Source organism: Parasediminibacterium paludis, assembly GCF_042651445.1.
GTDB lineage: Bacteria > Bacteroidota > Bacteroidia > Chitinophagales > Chitinophagaceae > Parasediminibacterium > Parasediminibacterium paludis.
Window position 1 is genome coordinate 38,529 of sequence record NZ_JBHSDC010000028.1, and the last position, 19,581, is coordinate 58,109.

14 protein-coding genes are annotated in these 19,581 nt (G+C 35.3%); 10 read left to right on the plus strand and 4 right to left on the minus strand.

What is annotated here, in order from left to right; translation table 11 throughout:
- Nucleotides 1-3: 3 nt before the first annotated feature.
- Nucleotides 4-2,130 carry a methionine--tRNA ligase gene (gene metG / locus ACFOW1_RS13800; protein ID WP_379015036.1) on the minus strand — a complete coding sequence of 709 codons (2,127 nt, stop codon included), beginning with the start codon at nt 2,128-2,130 and terminating at the stop codon, nt 4-6.
- Nucleotides 2,131-2,502: 372 nt separating this feature from the next.
- Between metG and ACFOW1_RS13805 the strand changes: the two genes are divergently transcribed.
- From ACFOW1_RS13805 to ACFOW1_RS13850, 10 genes are all read left to right on the plus strand, one after another.
- On the plus strand, nt 2,503-3,558 hold the full coding sequence (locus ACFOW1_RS13805) for a S66 peptidase family protein (RefSeq protein WP_379015037.1): 1,056 nt from the start codon (nt 2,503-2,505) through the stop codon (nt 3,556-3,558).
- 19 nt (nt 3,559-3,577) lie between these two features.
- Nucleotides 3,578-4,489, plus strand: a complete 912-nt coding sequence (locus tag ACFOW1_RS13810) for a S66 peptidase family protein (protein ID WP_379015038.1) — start codon at nt 3,578-3,580, stop codon at nt 4,487-4,489.
- Nucleotides 4,490-4,631: 142 nt separating this feature from the next.
- Nucleotides 4,632-6,158 carry a hypothetical protein gene (locus ACFOW1_RS13815; protein ID WP_379015039.1) on the plus strand — a complete coding sequence of 509 codons (1,527 nt, stop codon included), beginning with the start codon at nt 4,632-4,634 and terminating at the stop codon, nt 6,156-6,158.
- 70 nt (nt 6,159-6,228) lie between these two features.
- Nucleotides 6,229-7,167, plus strand: a complete 939-nt coding sequence (locus ACFOW1_RS13820; protein WP_379015041.1) for a hypothetical protein — start codon at nt 6,229-6,231, stop codon at nt 7,165-7,167.
- A gap of 65 nt (nt 7,168-7,232) precedes the next feature.
- Complete coding sequence (gene purQ / locus ACFOW1_RS13825; RefSeq protein ID WP_379015043.1) at nt 7,233-7,889, plus strand: phosphoribosylformylglycinamidine synthase subunit PurQ; 657 nt, start codon at nt 7,233-7,235, stop codon at nt 7,887-7,889.
- Between the two features lie 12 nt (nt 7,890-7,901).
- Nucleotides 7,902-8,351, plus strand: a complete 450-nt coding sequence (locus ACFOW1_RS13830) for a protein-disulfide reductase DsbD domain-containing protein (RefSeq protein WP_379015045.1) — start codon at nt 7,902-7,904, stop codon at nt 8,349-8,351.
- A gap of 48 nt (nt 8,352-8,399) precedes the next feature.
- The gene (locus ACFOW1_RS13835) at nt 8,400-10,358 is read left to right on the plus strand and encodes a protein-disulfide reductase DsbD family protein (protein ID WP_379015047.1); all 1,959 of its coding nucleotides are present in this window, start codon (nt 8,400-8,402) and stop codon (nt 10,356-10,358) included.
- Between the two features lie 20 nt (nt 10,359-10,378).
- Nucleotides 10,379-11,923 (plus strand): ArnT family glycosyltransferase, encoded by a 1,545-nt coding sequence (locus ACFOW1_RS13840; RefSeq protein ID WP_379015049.1) that lies wholly within the window; start codon nt 10,379-10,381, stop codon nt 11,921-11,923.
- Nucleotides 11,924-11,993: 70 nt separating this feature from the next.
- Nucleotides 11,994-12,422 carry a hypothetical protein gene (locus ACFOW1_RS13845; protein WP_379015051.1) on the plus strand — a complete coding sequence of 143 codons (429 nt, stop codon included), beginning with the start codon at nt 11,994-11,996 and terminating at the stop codon, nt 12,420-12,422.
- 223 nt (nt 12,423-12,645) lie between these two features.
- Entirely contained in the window at nt 12,646-14,619 is a 1,974-nt protein-coding gene (locus ACFOW1_RS13850) for a KUP/HAK/KT family potassium transporter (protein ID WP_379015052.1), read from the plus strand.
- 64 nt (nt 14,620-14,683) lie between these two features.
- Here the strand turns inward: ACFOW1_RS13850 and ACFOW1_RS13855 are convergent, their stop codons facing one another.
- The 3 genes from ACFOW1_RS13855 to ACFOW1_RS13865 form a co-directional block, all read right to left on the minus strand.
- On the minus strand, nt 14,684-16,411 hold the full coding sequence (locus ACFOW1_RS13855) for a sodium:solute symporter (protein ID WP_379015053.1): 1,728 nt from the start codon (nt 16,409-16,411) through the stop codon (nt 14,684-14,686).
- Between the two features lie 136 nt (nt 16,412-16,547).
- On the minus strand, nt 16,548-16,697 hold the full coding sequence (locus tag ACFOW1_RS13860) for a hypothetical protein (protein WP_379015054.1): 150 nt from the start codon (nt 16,695-16,697) through the stop codon (nt 16,548-16,550).
- A gap of 5 nt (nt 16,698-16,702) precedes the next feature.
- Nucleotides 16,703-19,177: a PIG-L family deacetylase gene (locus ACFOW1_RS13865; protein ID WP_379015055.1), complete on the minus strand. Its 2,475-nt coding sequence runs from the start codon at nt 19,175-19,177 to the stop codon at nt 16,703-16,705.
- Nucleotides 19,178-19,581 lie beyond the last annotated feature (404 nt).

The following is a 19,581-nucleotide window of genomic DNA, read 5'->3' on the forward strand; positions in this document are numbered from 1 at the left end:
TGTTTAGCTAATACCCGCACCCGCATTTATCTCGCTTTCAGGATTTACAAAATGTAATTTTCCTTGATGGTCTTCGGCCATTAAAATCATACCGTTGCTTTCTATACCGCGCATTTTTCTTGGTGCTAAATTTACTACTACACTCACTTGTTTGCCCACAATATCTTCTGGTTTAAAGTGTAAGGCAATACCAGAAAGGATAGTTCTAGTTTCGAAGCCTAAATCAACTGAAAGCTTCAATAGTTTATCTGCTTTTTCAACCTTTTCAGCGGAAACAATGGTGCCTACACGCAGGTCAATTTTAGCAAAATCATCAAATACTATTTCAGGTTTTAAGGCTATTGTTTCTTTTTCTACAACTTCTGTTTTTTCTATTGACTGTTGACCATTGACCATTGACTTCTGCTTTAATTTTTCAAGTTGTACTTCTATTTCTTCGTTTTCTATTTTTCTAAACAATAACTGTGGCTCACGTAGGCTGTAACCAACTTTTAGTAAGTTAATATTACCTGCATTTTCCCATTCAAGCATTCTGTCTACCACCTTCATCATGTGGCATAATTTCTTGGCAGTAAATGGTAAAAATGGATGTATTAAAATAGCCAAGTTGGCAGTTAATTGCAAGCACAAATGCATACAATTATCAATTTGCTGTTGATCGGGAATTAATGGTAAGCTACCATCTTTTGGTACTTTTTTCCAAGGCTCTTTTTCTTGTAAATACTTGTTGCCTTTTCTTGCCAAATCAATCACTTCAAACAAGGCGTCTCTAAATTTATAAGCTTCTAATAAAGCTTCGATTTTAGCTGTTGCTGTTTTAATATCTATGATTAATTGCTTGTCTTTATCGTCAATAATATCATTATGAAACACAGGTACTTTGCCTTTACAAAGTTTGTGCATTAGTACAAAAGTTCTGTTGACAAAATTACCAAAAATGCTTACTAATTCGCTGTTATTCGCATCTTGAAAACCTTTCCATGTAAACTCACTATCCTTACTTTCTGGGGCAATTTGCGTTAAATAATAGCGTAATACATCAGCCATGCTTTCGCCACCATTGTCTGGTTTTACCCAATCATTAATGTAATCATCCATCTCAATACTCCAACCTCGGCTTGTACTCATTTTGTCGCCTTCTAAGTTCATAAACTCATTTGCGGGTACATTGGTAGGTAAAATATTACCATGCAATTTTAGCATGACAGGAAAAATAATGCAGTGGAAAACGATATTGTCTTTACCTATAAAATGCACAAGTTTCGTGTCCTGATCATTCCAATAAGGTGACCAGTCTTTATCGTTATTTTTTGCCCATTGTTTGGTAGCGCTGATGTAACCAATTGGCGCATCAAACCATACATACAACACTTTTCCATCAGCGCCTTCAACTGGCACTTTTATGCCCCAATCCAAATCTCTCGTTACAGCTCTTGCTTGTAAGCCACCATCAATCCAGCTTTTACATTGCCCTACCACACTCGCTCGCCAATCATTTTTGTGTTCTTCTAAAATCCATTCACGTAGAAAAGCTTCGTGACGGTCTAGCGGTAAATACCAATGTTTTGTCGCTTTTTTTACAGGCTGATTACCGCTTAAAGTGCTTACCGGATTTATCAACTGATCAGGACTAAGCGATGATCCACATTTTTCACATTGGTCGCCAAATGCATTGGGATTAGCACATACAGGGCAAGTACCTTTAATGTATCTATCGGCCAAGAAAGTGTTGCTCGCTTCATCGTAATACTGTTCACTTTCCTTTATTTCTAGGTCGTTATTGTTATTTAAAACCTTAAAAAATTCTTGCGCTGTTTCATGATGTAATGGATCTGATGTGCGGTGATAAATATCAAATTGAATACCCAAATCTTTAAAATTCTGCTCAATGATTGGGTGATATTTGTCTATAATAGCTTGCGCAGTGGTCCCTTCTTTCATGGCTTGAATAGGAATGGCCGTGCCGTGTTCATCGCTGCCGCAAACAAAAACCACATCTCTTTTTTGGGTTTTTAAATAGCGCACATAAATATCTGCGGGCAAATAAGCACCCGCCAAATGACCAATATGTTTTAAACCATTGGCATAAGGCAAAGCCGCCGTAATCAAGTATCTTTTTGGTGTCGTCATTTTTCTTTTGTAACCAGCTTTTAGTTCTTGTATAAAACTTCGTCCCGCCTAAGGCGGACAACTTGTACGTTTTGTTTACTATGCAACCAAACGAAGATTGCAAAGTTAAGCATTTGCCGTTAGCAAGAATTTTAGAAAAATAGCCAATAATAAACCAGACTACTAATTACTATGAAGAAAAAGATAACGAGCGCATCATCTTTTAAATCCTTCCATTGCCTATTTTTAAATTCTCTTTGATAAATTAACCAACCTATAAAAATGATTGGAATAGTGGCAAATCGAAGTAGAAAATAAACACTCATATTTGAAAAAATTGTCTGTAAATAAATGCTAAACCTGCCACATTAACAATTGATAATATAAATATACATGAACCGTAAGCATTTTCTAGCCACCATATTACCAGCAAGTATTGCAGCCAATGCTTTGGCGCAAACTAAGCCACATAAAAATCATCAATTTCATCCGGATAGCTATCGGGACAAAAATCCCCAATTAATGATACCGCCTTACTTAAAAACAGGCGATACCATCGGTATTACAAGTCCTGCTGGATATATTACATTAAAAGATATTGAACCCGCAGTTGCACAAATAACTAGTTGGGGTTTTCAAGTAAAAATTGGCGACACCATTGGCAAGAGAGATTTTACGTATGGCGGTACCGATGCTGAGCGTTTGCAAGACTTTCAAGCAATGCTAGATAATCATTCTATTAAAGCTATTTTGTGTGCAAGAGGTGGCTATGGTGCAGTGAGAATTATAGATAATATTGACTTTACAAACTTTCGAAAGCGCCCAAAATGGGTAATAGGTTTTAGCGATATTACGGTGTTGCATTCGCACATACACCAACAATATAATGTGGCTACCATTCACTCAAAAATGTGCAATAGCTTTCCCGATGATTGGTCGCTTGCTGATGCAGAACAAAAAGCCACCATTTTATCGATAAAAGATGCTTTACAAGGTACGCCAATGGTGTACAATGCAATTCCAACAGCAGAAAATGTGTGGGGCAAAGCAAAAGGCGTATTGGTTGGTGGTAATTTAAAAACCTTGGAAAGTCTTGCTGCAAGCACATCTGACATAGATACTGCTGGTAAAATATTATTTGTAGAAGATACGGGCGAATATTTATACAGCATCGATAGAATGTTTTGGAATTTGCAGCGCAGTGGTAAGCTTAAGCATTTGGCTGGCTTAATTGTTGGCGGTTTTAAAATAAAAGAAGATTTAGGTGGCGAGCCGTTTGGCAAAACCGTTTATGAGATAATTAAAGAAAAATTGGAAGGCTATCATTATCCCGTTTGTTTCAATTTTCCAGTAGGCCACCAGCGAAATAATTATGCGTTAAAATGTGGTATAATACATGAATTAGACGTAGCTGTAGATAAGGTAATATTTAAGGATATTATTAAATAAAAATCGCTAATGTTGCAATATGATTACGATTCCTCCATATTTAAAAAAAGGCGACACAGTAGGTATTGTGTGTCCTAGCGGTTATATGCCTGCCGAAAACGCTGAAACTTGTATTAAAACCTTAGAAGCTTGGGGCTATCGGGTGAAAATTGGTAGCACTTTGGGCCATCAATACAACTATTTTAGTGGTACAGATAAGCAACGTGTTCAAGATTTGCAACAAATGCTCAATGATAGTACTGTAAAGGCCATTTTGTGTGCAAGAGGCGGTTATGGATTGAGTAGAATTATTGACGATTTAGACTTTCAAAAATTTAAGAAAAATCCTAAGTGGATCATTGGTTTTAGCGACATTACAGTATTGCATGCCCATATTTACCAGCATTATCAAATAGCTACCATGCATGCACCTATGGCTGCTGCATTTAACGAGGGAGGGTTTCATAATCCATTCGTAGCATCTCTAAAAATGGCGCTCGAGGGCGAAACGGCTGATTATGGCAAAAATATTCATCCATTAAATAAAATAGGTAAAGGCGAGGGCGATTTAATTGGGGGAAATTTATCGATAATTGCGCATTTAATTGGCTCGCACAGTAGCTATAAAACGAGGCATAAAATTTTGTTTTTAGAAGATGTAGGTGAGTATCTGTACAATATTGATAGAATGTTCATTCAGCTAGAACGAGCAGAGATGTTTAAGCATTTAAATGGATTAATTATTGGCGGTTTTACCGATTTAAAAGATACCACCATACCTTTTGGCACAGATGTATACAACCTCATTAATCACCATGTAAAAGGTTATAAATTTCCTGTATGTTACAATTTCCCCGTAAGCCATGGTGTAGAAAATGTTGCGCTGAAAATAGGTGTCAATCACGAATTAAAAGTGTCTAAAACGGAAGTAACTTTAAAAGAAATTTGGTAAGATAATTACTGCTACTTATTTCAAAATAGAAGCAGATGTATTTTAACGATTTGCTACTATTTATTTCATTTTACATCCCTTATTTTTAACCTATTGATGTACAAGATTGTATAATATATAGGCACATTAAAAACACTAAGCCATGAAAAAAATTGTTGCAGTATTTTTCGCTATAGGATTAATAATCGGTTTGCAAGCACACGCACAACTCATAACCTATTCAGAGCCTGACCGTGATGATGCGCGTGATATTAGTTTTGAAATAATGGGTAAAATGAATGGTACTTTTCACGTGTATAAAAATTACCGTGATCAAAATTTTATTTGCTTGTTTGATAACGATATGAATCAAATAGAAAAAGTAAAACTTGACTTTTTACCAGATCGTATTTTTAATGCCGACTTTTTGCAATATCCTGGTTTTTACTATATGTTTTACCAATATCAAAAGCGCAATATTGTGTATTGTATGGCGGTAAAACTAGATGCGAAGGCGCGCAAAATTGGTGAGCCCATCCAATTAGACACAACAGAGGTAAATTATACCGCTTCAAATAAAATTTATACCGTTTTAAACAGCGAAGACAAGCAAGCGCTGATGGTACTTAAAGTAAATAACAAAAACGATAAAGTACATTATCTCACAACATCGTTGTTTAATAAAGACTTAATGCTGATTAAGAAAACGACCAATGCTATTGCCATGCCAGAGCGTAACGATGTGTTAAATGAGTTTCAATTAGATAATGATGGTGACTTGGTGTTTATCAAAACATCAGGCACGGCACAAAATGATAATATTAACAAAGTTATTTTATTACAAAAAGCTGCTACTAACGACTCTATTCAGCAAACGGACTTGCGCATTAAAGGTTTGTATTTAGATGATATCAGGGTAAAAGTGGATAATGTAAACAAGCACTACTTGGTCACATCTTTTGGTAGTAAGCAAAGGCGTGGTAATATTGACGGCTTGTATTGCTTTTTGTACGATAAAACTGACCGCAAAGAATTATTGAATACTAGTATCACATTTAGTGACGAGTTAAGAAGTGAAGCTAAGAGTGACGGAAGTACCAAAATGGCATTTAATGACTATTTTTTACATAATATCATTATGCGTAAAGATGGTGGTTTTATTATTTCTGCTGAAAGTGTTTATACTTCATCTAGAGGAAGTGGGCCGTATACTCGATGGGATAATTTTGGCTCGCCAAACAATGGGTTTATAAATAATTATTATTATAACAGCTCGGCTTTTAACATATATAATTATCCTTGGAATAGGTTTGGCTATAATACTAACATCGTAAGATATTATGCAGAAAATATTGCTGTATTATCTGTTGACCCAACTGGAAAAATGGATTGGTCGAATGTGATTAGAAAATCGCAATATGATGACAATACCGATCATTTTATTGGTTATGGTATTGTGAATACAGGTGGTGAAATTCATTTTCTATTTAACTCGCAAGAGAAAAGGCAGATGCTATTAACAGACCAAAGTATTAATCCTGAAGGACAAGTTACGAGAGCCCCTACATTAAAAAACCTTGATAAGGGCTACGATTTTATGCCAAGACAGGCAAAACAAACTGGCAGCAAACAGATTATTATGCCATGCCAATATAGAAACTACATTTGCTTTGCTAAAATAGATATGTAACCCATTTTTTAAACAGTAGGCAATAGTGGTTTCTTTATTTAAAAACAAGTCGTTTACAAGTGTATTTTGCTTGATATTATTGTGTTTTGCAGTACACGGTCATTTGTTTATCAATGTACCTACAGTGCCTGTAATGCAGGATAGTGGCGTTATTGCTTTTGTATTAATCAAGTATATTAAGTTTTTGCAGCCAACAGCTATTAGTTTATTGTACATGGCGATTGTGTTACTGCAAGCTATTCGTTTAAATATTTTGCTAAACGAATACCGGATGTTTTCGCAAACGGGTTTTACCACTGCCATGAGCTATGTTTTACTAACCGGGTTTTTCCCAGAATGGGCTAGTATTACCCCCGCATTAATTGCTAATAGTTTTGTTATTTGGATTTTTATACAATTAACCAAATTGTACAACAACCCTTCGCCTAAAAGTTTGTTGTTTAATACAGGACTCATTGTTGGTGCGGCTGTTTTATGTTATCATTCCATAGCCTTGCTATTAATCATCGTGTTTTTTGCTTTAATTATTGTACGTCCATTTGTGTTAAGCGAATGGTTTGTGCTGTTACTTGGTGTACTAATGCCATTTTATATAATTGGCGCATTATTATTTTTAAACGATAAAATAGGAATGTGGCAGAGCTTCGTGCCACGAATTCATTTCACCAAAGTATTGGTTACAAATAATATTTGGTTTTGGGTAAATGTAGGCATTGCCACTATCTTGCTGTTATTTGGTTTCATTACGCTTAATAATAATACTAATAGGATGGTCATTCAAATTAGAAAAAACTGGGGTATTATTACTGTAATGGCTTTTATTATGATACCACTGCCATTCCTTTTTATAGATGCGGGTATGGCTGCTACAGCTTTAAGTATGGTGCCTTTTGCGGCTATTATTTCTAATGTATTTGTTTATCCTAGAAAAATGTGGTGGCCAAATATCTTGTTTTTTTTGGCTTTGGCGGCGGTTATTCACAATAATTGGGTAATCATTAAAAATTAGAATTGCCTTAACTGGTATCTAATTACTTTTACAGCATCTATTATCATACACATTAATTTTTACACATGAAATTTGGCGTAGTGGTTTTTCCTGGTTCTAACTGCGATAGAGATATGCAAGATGCATTAGAACAAGACCTTGGTAAAAAAGTTGTAATGCTTTGGCACAAAGACAACGACTTAAGCATGTTTACTACAGATGATTGTATCGTACTCCCGGGCGGCTTTAGCTATGGTGATTATTTGCGCTGTGGCGCTATTGCAAGGTTCAGCCCAATGATGCAAGCTGTGATTGAATTTGCCAATAAAGGTGGTAAAGTATTGGGCGTTTGCAACGGCTTTCAAATTTTATGTGAAAGCGGTTTGCTGCCAGGTGTGTTGTTGCAAAATGCCAATCAACAATTTATTTGTAAAAATGTGTACTTACGGCACACGAATGACGCTTTAAAGGTACCTATAGCTCATGGGGAAGGTAGATATTTTGCAGATGATACCACCATCGAGGAATTGGAAGCAAATGGGCAAGTATTATTTAGATATTGTACTGAGGCTGGTGAAATAAATGCAGAGGCAAATCCTAATGGTGCTGTAAGGAATATTGCTGGCATCCGTAATAAAGCAGGTAATGTGTTTGGTATGATGCCGCATCCTGAAAGGGCTACCAACCAAACATTAGGTAATATTGATGGCAAAAGAGTGTTTGAAATTCTTGGCTTAAATTAATAAAATTTATAAATGAAAAAAATAGTATTCGCTGCGTTAATGTTTGTAGGTATTTCAACATTACATGCACAAGTAAAAAATCCCGTTCAGTGGCAATTTGAGGCTAAAAAGAAAGGTGCTGATTATGAAATTGTGTTAACCGCAACTGTGGATAAGCCTTGGCATATTTACTCTCAGAATACAGGTAAAAATGGACCAGTGCCAACGACTTTTAGTTTCAAAAAAAATCCATTGATTACCATCAGTGGTAAAGTGATAGAAACTGGTAAACTTGAAAAAGTATACGATAAAAACTTCTCTACAGACGTATTATTTTACAGTAACAAGGTGGTTTTTACACAATTGGTTAAAGTAAAAGCTGGTGTAAAAACCAATGTGAGTGGTACGGTTGAATATATGGTGTGTGATGATGAACAATGTTTGCCTCCAACTAAAAAAACATTTGACATAAAACTATTGTAATGATTACGTTACAAACACGTCATTACACAAAATGAATATCAACAAAGCATGAAAAAACAAATTGCATTACTTCTAATAATCGTATTGGTAATATGTAAAATAGGAACTGCACAGGAAACCAAACCTGTGCAGTTTAATTTTGCTGCCAAAGCGATTAACGACACCACTGTACAGCTTACCGTAGCAGCAAAAATTAGCAAAGGCTCGCAGCTATTTTCTACCAAAAAATCTAATGTCGACGATGCTTTTGTATCGGCTTTGATGCTTGACACAACTGCAAAGCCATTGGCTACACTAAAAGATACTGTAACTGAAAATGGTACGCTGCAACTAGTAAAATCAACTGATAGCAGTGTTTACAAATTATTCAGTGATACTGTATCATTTACTTATTTGGTACATGTAAAAGTTGATAGTACACTTATATTAAAAGGCTTGTTTACAGCTTTGCTAAAAAAAGGTGAGGAGTTTCCTAGCGAAGAAGAAAAATTTTCTATAAAAGTAGAAGCGGTATCTCTTAAGGCCGATATACCTAAAAAAGATGATACTTTACTAAGTGTGTTTTTGTTATGTTTTGCTACTGGCTTATTTGCCATTATCACGCCTTGCGTATTTCCTTTAATTCCTGTTACTGTTAGTTTCTTTTTAAAACGTAGTGGCTCTCGTCAAGCAGGTATCAGAAATGCAGTTATTTATTCATTGTCTATCATTGCCATTTATACAATACCTACTATTTTAATTACTTTAATTTTTGGTGATAAAGCCTTATATGTTATTTCTACTTCTGCCATTTCAAACTTATTGTTTTTTGCAATATTTATTGTTTTTGCAGCATCATTTTTCGGCGCTTTTGAGTTAACGTTACCAAACAGTTGGGCTAATAAAGCCGATCAGCAAGCTGGTAAGGGCGGTATTATCGGAATATTTTTCATGGCTTTAACATTGGTGATTGTTTCATTTTCTTGTACTGGTCCTTTGGTAGGTACGCTACTTGGTCAAACTAGCACAAAAGGCGTAAGTATTGCACCAATCTTAGGTATGTTTGGTTTTGGTTTAGGCTTGGCATTACCATTTTCTTTATTTGCATTTTTCCCTTCCATGTTACAATCATTACCCAAAAGTGGGGGTTGGTTAAATTCAGTTAAAGTAACTTTTGGGTTTATAGAATTGGCTTTGGCCATGAAGTTCTTATCTAATGTAGATTTAATTTATCATTGGCATTTACTAAACAGAGATGTGTTTTTAGTATTATGGATTGTAGTATTTGCGCTAATGGGCTTTTATTTATTGGGCAAGTTAAAATTCTCTCACGATAGTGATTTAAAGTTTATTAGTGTGCCACGTTTATTCTTTTCAATCGGGGCTTTTAGTTTCGCATTGTACTTAGTACCAGGGTTGTGGGGCGCACCTTTAAAGCCTCTGTCTGGTTTTGTGCCGCCAGCAACTACACAAGATTTTAATTTAGATAATCTAAAATATACTATTGGTAATTCTAATAATGCGACAACTTCCTCTATAGTTTCTAATGCGCACCCCCCCAAAAAATATATAGATAAATTACATGTGCCATTTGGATTAACAGCTTATTTTGATTTGGAAGAAGGTATGGCAGCTGCCAAGATTTTGCATAAACCCTTAATGCTGGATTTTACAGGACATTCTTGTGCAAATTGCCGTAAAATGGAAGAAGAAGTATGGCATAATCCTGACGTTTTGAAACGAATCAAAGAGAATTTCGTATTGGTAAGTTTGTATGTGGATGAAAGTACAGAATTGCCAGCTTCAGAACAGTATACCAATAAAAAAGGTGATAAAATTGTAACTGTCGGTGATAAAAATTTAGATTATGAGGTCACTAAGTTTGACCTAAATGCACAACCACTTTACATGTTTTTAGATATCAATGGTAATGCATTAAGCGATAAAAAATATGGTTACGATTCTGATATTCAAAAGTTTATCAATCATTTAGATGCTGTAAAAGCAGCTTTTGATAAGCAACCTTAGGCCGCTTACCTTTGCTTGGTATGCAATCAATTAATTACAAAAAGCAACTTTATATTTTACTACTGGCTACTATCATTATAAAAGTGATAGTAGCTTTTTTTGTGGAGCTTGGTAACGATGAAGTATATTATTGGACGTACGCACTACAGCCAGATTATAACCATTTCGACCATCCGCCAATGGTAGGTTTGCTAATTCGATTGACATCGCTAAACTTAATTTGGGTCAATGATGTATCGCTTCGTCTTGGTGCCATTTTTGGCTGTGCTATTTCGTCTTGGTTTATATTTTTAATCGGTAAAACCATTCGTAACGAGCGCACAGGTTGGTATGCGGCACTTATTTACAATTGTTCGGTATATGCTGGAATTATTGCTGGCTTATTTATCTTGCCCGATAGCCCACAAATGCCTTTGTACACAGCAGCTTTGTATGTAATGAGTCTTATTATTTTCCAGCAAAAAGAAAAACAGGCTAATTTATGGTTTTGGTTGGGATTACTTATTGGATTGGCTTGTTTATGCAAAGTACACGGCTTGTATTTATGGGCTGGTTTGGGCTTATTTATTTTAAGTAAACGTATTAAATGGTTGCTTAATTGGCGTTTGTATGTTGCATTTGTTATTACTTTAATTTGCTTATTACCAATCGTTTATTGGAATATTGTCAACGATTTTATAACGTATAAATTTCACGCAGAACGTGTAACGCATACTAGCCTGCAATGGGATATGTTGCTGCAAGAAATTGTGGGCGAATTTGCCTACCAAAATCCTGTCATTTTTATATTGATTATAACTGGTATCTTAATTGGTATTAAACGAAAAGTTTTGTTTACAGCTACCACTAACACCTGGCTAGTTTGTATGAGTGTACCAATGATTGTTTTGTTTTGGGGTATTGCCTTGTTCAATCCTACATTACCGCATTGGAGTGGTCCAGGTTATTTACCACTTTATTTTTTTGCAGCAATTTATCTAGAAAATATAACACAGAAAATATATCCATTAGCTATAAAAATTGCTGGCGGTTTAATAGTCGTTGTTTTACTGATTGGGGTATTAGCAATTCAATTGGTACCCACTAATTTTGGTAGTCATGATGCTAAAAATTATGGTGAATTTTGCCCTACGCTAGATATCAGTGGCTGGAAAGACTTTAGTAAAAAATTTAATGATTTAGTGAAGGAAGATATTGCTACCAAACAAATGCCCGCAAATGCACCCATTGTTGTAGGCAAATGGTTTCCGGCGGGGCACTTAGAATTTTATACAAGCAGGCTAACGGGGCAGCGCGTTTTAGGCGTTGGTCTATTACAAGATGTTCACAAATTTGCGTGGTTAAATACAATTCGGCAGCCATTGGCTATTGGTGATGATGCCTATTGTATCGTACCTTCAAATTTGCCTTTTAATGTTAATGATGCCTACGGCAAATTCTTTGCTACCATTGAGTCGCCAGTAATGATAAATCAGATGCGCAGCGGCAAAGCAGTACGTTATTTTTATGTGTATCGTTTAAAAGGTTGCAAGCAAGTGCCCGCAGCATTATTAAGTAAACACTAAATTTAAGTTTTTACAAAAATAGAAGTTACTTTACAATAGTTCTGTATATTAGCAATATAATACAACTGACATGAAGCAACCTAAACAACTTACAAAAGCCGATGAGGAATTTTGCGCCGTGGCAGGCGTAGCAGGCGTAGTACTAGCTATTGCTTGTTTATTTCAAAACTTATATATTTCACCAGGTCATTGGATTACCTTAGTTGTTACTGCCATCTTTCTATTTAGTATTACTGCTTTTGTGTTATTGGTACGTAAATCTACTGCAGCATTTCTATGCGTTTGCATCAGCGCATTATTATTGTTCAGTTATTTGATTTTACTGATTATAGCCATTTTTGTATTGCAGCTATTAATTTTTTCATGGATATTTATGATTCTTTTAGTATACAATATCACGATAGCTATCGTAATATTTGCAAAAGATATTCCTTCAAAACTGGTTTTTCGTAAGCAAACCTTATTGGCAGAAGAAGCTTACTGGAATGAAAAGTTATAAGAAGTGAATCTCAGTTATAAATTTTTATTGATAAATATCTTATTTCAGAAGTACAATAGAAATTATTTACTTTATTATTAATAATATTCATGCAAATATCTGCGCGCTTGATAATATAAAAAAGAGTAGTTTTACGTGTGCTATCAAGTTCTATAAATAACTTTTAAGTTAGTGGATTGAATTTAAGAATACTTTTGATTTTTCATAAGGCAAATCTTTTACTGTGAGCAAGCACATTAACAAAGTTTCTGCCGCCGGTTTGGTAATAGCGCTTGGTATTATCTATGGCGACATTGGTACATCACCTCTCTACGTTTTAAATTCAATTATCAACGGAAGGCATATTTCGGAAGATTTGATACTAGGTGCATTATCTTGTATTATTTGGACGCTAACATTACAAACCACCGTTAAGTATGTAATACTGACCTTGAAAGCGGATAACCGCGGCGAAGGCGGTATTTTTAGTTTATACGCCCTAGTAAGGCGTAGAAAAAAATGGCTAGTAATACCTGCTATGATTGGCGGTGCCGCCCTTTTAGCGGATGGCATTATTACACCACCAATCTCAGTAACATCTGCTGTAGAAGGGTTACGTCAATTGCCTTCTTTACACGAGATTACCACCCAAACCATTATTTTTATTGTATTAGGCATTATTACTTTTTTGTTTTTTTTACAACAATTTGGTACGGCATCAATTGGTAAAATGTTTGGGCCAATTATGATTGTTTGGTTTAGTATGCTTGCAGTACTTGGCTGTTCCCATTTATTTGACGACTTAGGTATCTTTAAAGCACTGAGCCCGCACTATGCCATTGAATTGCTGACGGTATATCCAAAAGGATTCTGGATTTTAGGTGCCGTGTTTTTATGTACCACTGGTGCCGAAGCGCTCTATAGCGATTTAGGGCATTGCGGTAGAGGTAATATCAGGATTTCATGGGTTTTTGTAAAAACCTGTTTGATACTTAACTATTTAGGACAAGGTGCTTGGTTATTAGCAAATTATCACAATCAAATTATTCCAGTAGCCCTTTTAGAGAATGGTTTCAACCCATTTTATGGTATCATGCCCCAATGGTTTAAATTAGTGGGAATCATCATAGCAACTATTGCGGCGATTATTGCTAGTCAAGCACTAATTTCTGGCTCTTTTACGCTTATTTCAGAAGCCATGCGTTTGAACCTTTGGCCTAAAATGAAAATTTCTTACCCAACAGATGAGAAAGGGCAAGTATATATACCTGGCATCAACCTGCTATTATTTTTTGGTTGTGTAGGGGTGGTTTTATTTTTCCAAAAATCATCCAATATGGAGGCAGCATATGGCTTGGCTATTACCATGTGTATGCTTAGTACATCTATCCTATTCGCTAATTTCTTAGTAAGTCATAGGGTATTACCTGTTTGGATATATTTATATCTCGCCACTTATTTTACTATTGAAATATCTTTTTTAATAGCCAATTTAGAGAAATTTCCGCATGGTGGTTATGTGACGTTAATTGTTGGCGGTGCGTTGTTTTCGGTAATGTATGTATGGTTTAGAAGTAGAAAAATTAAAAACCGCTATGTTGAATTTGTGCGTTTGCAACATTATATACCAATGTTGAAAGAACTAAGTGAAGATACCAGTATCCCTACTTATGCGACTCATTTGGTATATATGACAAGTGCGAACAATCCTAAAGAAATTGAACACAAAATCATTTATTCCATTTTAAATAGAAAGCCCAAGCGTGCCAATGTCTATTGGTTTGTGCATGTTGATGTATTAGACGATCCATATACAAGCGAATACAGTGTAGACCATATTGTAAAAGATGAAGTCATTCGTATTGAATTTAGACTGGGTTTTAGAGTAGAGCAGAAGATTACGTTGATGCTAAAACAAGTGGTTCAAAACTTAGTGTCTAACAAGGAAGTTAATATTACAAGCCGATATACCAGTTTGGAAAGAAACAATGTTGTAGGCGACTTCCAAATTATTGTGCTTGAGAAATTCTTGAGCCAAGATAACGAGTTGCCGTTTTTTGAACGTATAATTATGAAATTATATTTTTGGCTAAAAGAAATTAGCTTAAGCGAAGAACGTGGCTTTGGTTTAGATCCAAGCAATGTAATAGTAGAAAAATTTCCATTGATTGTATCAAATATACCGAGCTTCAAACTCACAAGAATTGATCATCGTTGAATCGACTCTTGAAAAAATTAAAGTGAAATAATTTTGTGGCTTAATATTATTTTATTATATCCAATTATTGAGCTACTATTCTTTTTTGTAACAATGGCTGTAAAAATATACTTAAAATTACTACTGCCAAAGCGCCTGCTACATTTAGCCATAGAAATCCAAGACCGATAATGTCATATTTATCTAATATGAATAAAGTGACTACAATTAATTCGCCCAATATAGCAGCATAAAATACGGCATTGCTTTGCACTTTTTTTAGGTAGAATGCTACTAGAAATATCCCTAAAATAACACCATAAAATAACGAGCCTAAAACATTTACAGCTTCAATTAAACTGCCGATACCTGTAGATAATTCTGCCGTTATTATGCAAAAAATACCCCAACCCAGTGTATAATATTTAGATGTTTTATAATCGCTCTCACATTGCACAATATTATTAGCATCGTATGTGTTTTGCTTTCGAAAACGCAAGTGAAAGTCAATAACAGTGCAACTTGCTAGTGCATTTAAAGCCGCCGCAATAGACCCCCAAGAGGCAATAAAAATGATAGCTATTAGTAAGCCTACCAAGCCTTTGGGTAAATAATCAACCACAAAGCGCAGAAACACATAGTTGGTATCGTTTGTATCAGATGTCGGTAGCGCTTTTTTTAATACCGATTTGTATTGCTTTTGCAAACTATTTAATTGCTTACTTGCTTGTTGCAAACTATCTTTTATCGCTATATTATTACTAACCACATACCTCGCTGTAAGGGCTTGTTGTTGGTTTTGTGCTTGGGTAAATTGTTGTTCAATAATTGCTAATTCTGATTTGTAGCTAGTTTGCTTTGCTTTGTCATCTACAGATTTATTGAAGAAAATAGGGGCTGTATTAAATTGATAAAATGTAAATAGTAACGCGCCAATTAATAAAATAAAAAATTGCATTGGTACTTTTACAAGACCATTCATCAGTAAGCCAAGCTTGCTTTCGGTATTATCTTTTGCTGTTAAATATCTACCTACTTGGCTTTGATCTGTACCAAAATAAGATAAAGCCAAAAAGAAGCCACCAATAACGCCACTGATAATATTATATCGATCTTTAAAGTCAAAGCCTTTGGCTGAAATACCCGTGGTTATTACATTCAATTTACCATTGGCGCCACTTACTTGTAGCGCTTGTTTGAAACCAATACCATTGGGCAAATAATGTACAATGTAGTAACCTGCTGCAAACATGCCTACAAATATGATGGCCATCTGCAGTTGTTGTGTGTAAGCAACAGCCCTTGCGCCGCCACTAACCGTATAAATGATGAGTAAGCCGCCCATTACAATATTGGTCCAGAAAATATCCCAACCAAGCAATGATGAAATGATGATAGAAGGCGCATAAATACTAATACCAGTAGATAACCCTCTTGACAATAAAAACAGTGAAGAGGTAAACACCCTTGTTTTAATATCAAAACGTTGTTCTAAATATTCGTAAGCCGTAAATACTTTAAGTTTGCTAAATAATGGTACAAACGTGATGCACAAAATTACCATAGCTATTGGTAAGCCAAAATAATATTGTACAAAGCGCATACCATCTGTAAACGCTTGCCCTGGCGCAGAAAGAAATGTGATAGCACTTGCTTGTGTACCCATTATACTTAACAAAACCAAGTACCAAGGCATGCTTCTATTACTTAAAAAATAACCTTCTAAGTTTTTAGACGTACGACTTTTGTACAAGCCATAACCTATAATACTTGCAAGGGTAATCGTTAGTACAATCCAATCTAATTGACTCATGCAAAATAATTTGTAAACCAAATAAAGAAGCCAATAATGGCAAAAAGCATCACAAGGGTAAATACATACCATTGTTGCCAAGTTTTAAATAGTGGTATGTTAGACATTTTTTAAGAATTTTAAACCATTTCGCATTTTATTTTCTTCTCGTACTTAGTAGCCCACTCAATAGCAAGCCAAGCGCTAATCCTATAATCAATCCAGTTTTTACATTTTTTAAAAAACTACCAATAGCGACTGCTATTAGTATCAGTATAATAGCACTTATTCCTTTCCGTTGCTGCATATGTTTTATTTTCCTTGTGCAATTAAATTAGCCATTATGCGGTAAGCACCCGGCACGCCTGCGGGCAATTGTCTAAACAATACCAAACTTACATAGGTAAAATTGCCTTTACCAAACTTAGTGGTGATTAAGCTACCATTACCTTGTTTCTCACCAGTGTCATTCATACCCAACAGTGCTTCGTAATGGCTATCTATTTGTTCAGCTTGGTAAGTACTTCTTTCTTGTATCCAGCCATCAAAATCTTTTTCAGTAATAATATTTGGATAGTTCAGTAATGCATGTTGTGGTAATAAATAATTCACTTTAGCATCTTCTTCAGTAACTCTAGAACCCGCATTCACAATAAAAGGATAAGGGCCCATTTTAATATTTTTACTACCTACAGTATTGCTTTTAGCATATTGAACAATCAAATTTCCGCCGTTTTTTACATAATTCATCAGTACATCGTATTTGTTGGTTAAATACTCATACAAATTGTAAGCTCTTACGCCTGTTACAATTGCATCGTACTGTTTTAACTTGTCTTCCGTTAAATCGTTTTCGTTTAAAAAGCTTACTTCATAGCCCATTTGTACCAATGCTTCTGCTACTTTATCGCCTGCACCTATTATATAGCCTACTTTTTTACCAACTATTTTTATATCTACGTTCACCAAGTTGGTTTTCGCCTTTGGAAAATATGTAATAGTAGGTATATGATCGTAGCTAATGGTTTTGGTATAGCCATCATAAGTACCATCATTAGTGCTTAAGCTTGCTACTTCAGTTGTATTGGTAGCTTTAGTATTTGGGGTAAATGTGCCTGCCCAATAGTTTTCTACATTGTTAAATGTGCCGTAGGTAATATTTGAGGCGCTATATTTCCAATTGTTTGAATAGTTCTGCTGAATGCGATACAGCGTGCTGTCTTTTACATTGCTTTTAAAATGTATTTGTGTAGCTACAGGCTTACCATTTAGCGACACAAAATTGTCTTTTACATAGTTTAATTCCATCTTTGGCAATATTACCAGCGGCTGGTACAATTCGCCTTTTGCTGGATCTACCACTTTGTACATTATAGGTCTTTTTATGGTAAATGGCACGCCTTCTATCATTACTGAAAAATTCACTTCAAAAGCGGCATCATTTTCAGCTTTACCTATTAATGTTTGGTCTCTCACATCGAAACTACCTTGCAGTTGAGGATTTTCTAACCAATATGGCTGCGATATTTTCTGGTTGGCAGGTACCATAATACTGCTATTAAGTTGCACATTTACATTTAAACCAACACTTAAGTTTAAACTCGTATCTACCCCTTTTGTATTTATTTTTTCTAGTACTACATTGGTTGTATTACGCTTGTTTAAAAAACTAGTTAATTTCAACACATCGCCTTGTGCTACACTATTTTGGGCAGTCGTTGCTTCTACATACAAGCCACTACAAGCTTCAATAATGTCTTGAACCTCTTGTAGTTTTTTATTACGCCAATTACTTTCAGGTAAAGATTTAATGGTTTGATATATCTGTACCAATGGCTTTACACTTAATTCTGGCTTTTCTATATTGTAAGTAGATATAATATGTTGTATTTTGGCAGCTATCACATCACCACCAGTAATTCTCCCCCAGCTAATATCTATATCATCCATTAAATCGGTTTTAGGTGCTGTACCACCAGTAGTTGTAAAATACTCAAATATTTGTCCGCGTCTTCTTGGCCGGCCTTCGCCTTGACTTTTATGCATACTTCTTGCTTCGCCGCCAAGTTCACCATAACTTTTGCCTAGCAAATTATTGTAACCACCAACATCAATTTTTAATTGATCTTCACTCGTAGTATTGGTATTACCAAAGTTGAACGTGTTCCAAAGTATGCGCTTAGCCTGCCAAGTGCTTACACCATATTTAAACTGTTCAGGAAATTTAGTTGGGTCTGCAGCGGCTTTAAATGCTTCATTAGCTAATAAAGATGACGCCGAGTGATGTCCATGCCCAGCTCTTGCATCCCCAGGAAATCGCGTAATAATCACATCTGGTTGGTATTTTCTTATCACCCAAACCACATCACTTAGTATTTTATCCTTATTCCATATCCGCAATGCCTCTTGAGGGTTTTTACTAAAACCAAATTCGTATGCTGTACTAAAATATTGTTCAGCACCATCAATTCGCCTTGCAGCTAATAGTTCTTGTGTACGTATCATGCCAAGTTCAACACCTTGTTCGCTACCTATCAAGTTTTGTCCGCCGTCACCACGGGTTAAGCTTAAGTAAGCAGTTCTATACAATTTGTCTTTGGCAAAAAATGGCAATAAACCATTGTTTTCATCATCAGGATGCGCAGCTATATATAAAACACTACCAAGTACTTGCAATTTTTTTAGCTGCATTAATATATCTGCACTGCTATAAGTAGGCGGTACTTGCGTAAATGCTTGTGCAATAGCTGTAGTTAAAAGTAATAAACTGAAGATTATTTTTTTCATCATAATAATTAATAGAATAGGTGCTAACGAAGATAAGATTACAAATGTAAGCTGCACTTGTTATACACGGAAAAGCAGTAAACGGTCTTTTTATGGTAATTTTATTGTGTGTAATTTATTTTATGTAGCAATCTTCTTTGCTACTATTAGGCTTTTGTTGCGTCACACACTGCATCGTTTGGTACGCTTTTGTACTTTCTTGCAAAAGAAAAAAATGAATATTGCGCCCAGAGAAAATTATATTTTTAGTCCACAGTGCCTTGCTAGCAAGGGTTACAGCCATTTAATAAATTATTTTAGTGGATATTTTGTGAAAAAACTTTGCTGTTATGTTTTTGCGTTCTATATTTGCACCCCGCTTGGATAAAAGGTGAGAAGTTCTTTAGGAGTTGAGATAATATGTG

Bases quoted from the DNA above. Each gene is read 5' to 3' on its own strand.
- purQ (WP_379015043.1), top strand. From the start codon at position 7,233: ATGAAATTTGGCGTAGTGGTTTTTCCTGGTTCTAACTGCGATAGAGAT.
- ACFOW1_RS13830 (WP_379015045.1), top strand. From the start codon at position 7,902: ATGAAAAAAATAGTATTCGCTGCGTTAATGTTTGTAGGTATTTCAACA.
- ACFOW1_RS13845 (WP_379015051.1), top strand. From the start codon at position 11,994: ATGAAGCAACCTAAACAACTTACAAAAGCCGATGAGGAATTTTGCGCC.
- ACFOW1_RS13815 (WP_379015039.1), top strand. From the start codon at position 4,632: ATGAAAAAAATTGTTGCAGTATTTTTCGCTATAGGATTAATAATCGGT.
- ACFOW1_RS13855 (WP_379015053.1), bottom strand. From the start codon at position 16,411: ATGAGTCAATTAGATTGGATTGTACTAACGATTACCCTTGCAAGTATT.
- ACFOW1_RS13865 (WP_379015055.1), bottom strand. From the start codon at position 19,177: ATGAAAAAAATAATCTTCAGTTTATTACTTTTAACTACAGCTATTGCA.
- ACFOW1_RS13805 (WP_379015037.1), top strand. From the start codon at position 2,503: ATGAACCGTAAGCATTTTCTAGCCACCATATTACCAGCAAGTATTGCA.
- ACFOW1_RS13840 (WP_379015049.1), top strand. From the start codon at position 10,379: ATGCAATCAATTAATTACAAAAAGCAACTTTATATTTTACTACTGGCT.
- ACFOW1_RS13810 (WP_379015038.1), top strand. From the start codon at position 3,578: ATGATTACGATTCCTCCATATTTAAAAAAAGGCGACACAGTAGGTATT.
- ACFOW1_RS13835 (WP_379015047.1), top strand. From the start codon at position 8,400: ATGAAAAAACAAATTGCATTACTTCTAATAATCGTATTGGTAATATGT.
- ACFOW1_RS13860 (WP_379015054.1), bottom strand. From the start codon at position 16,697: ATGCAGCAACGGAAAGGAATAAGTGCTATTATACTGATACTAATAGCA.
- metG (WP_379015036.1), bottom strand. From the start codon at position 2,130: ATGACGACACCAAAAAGATACTTGATTACGGCGGCTTTGCCTTATGCC.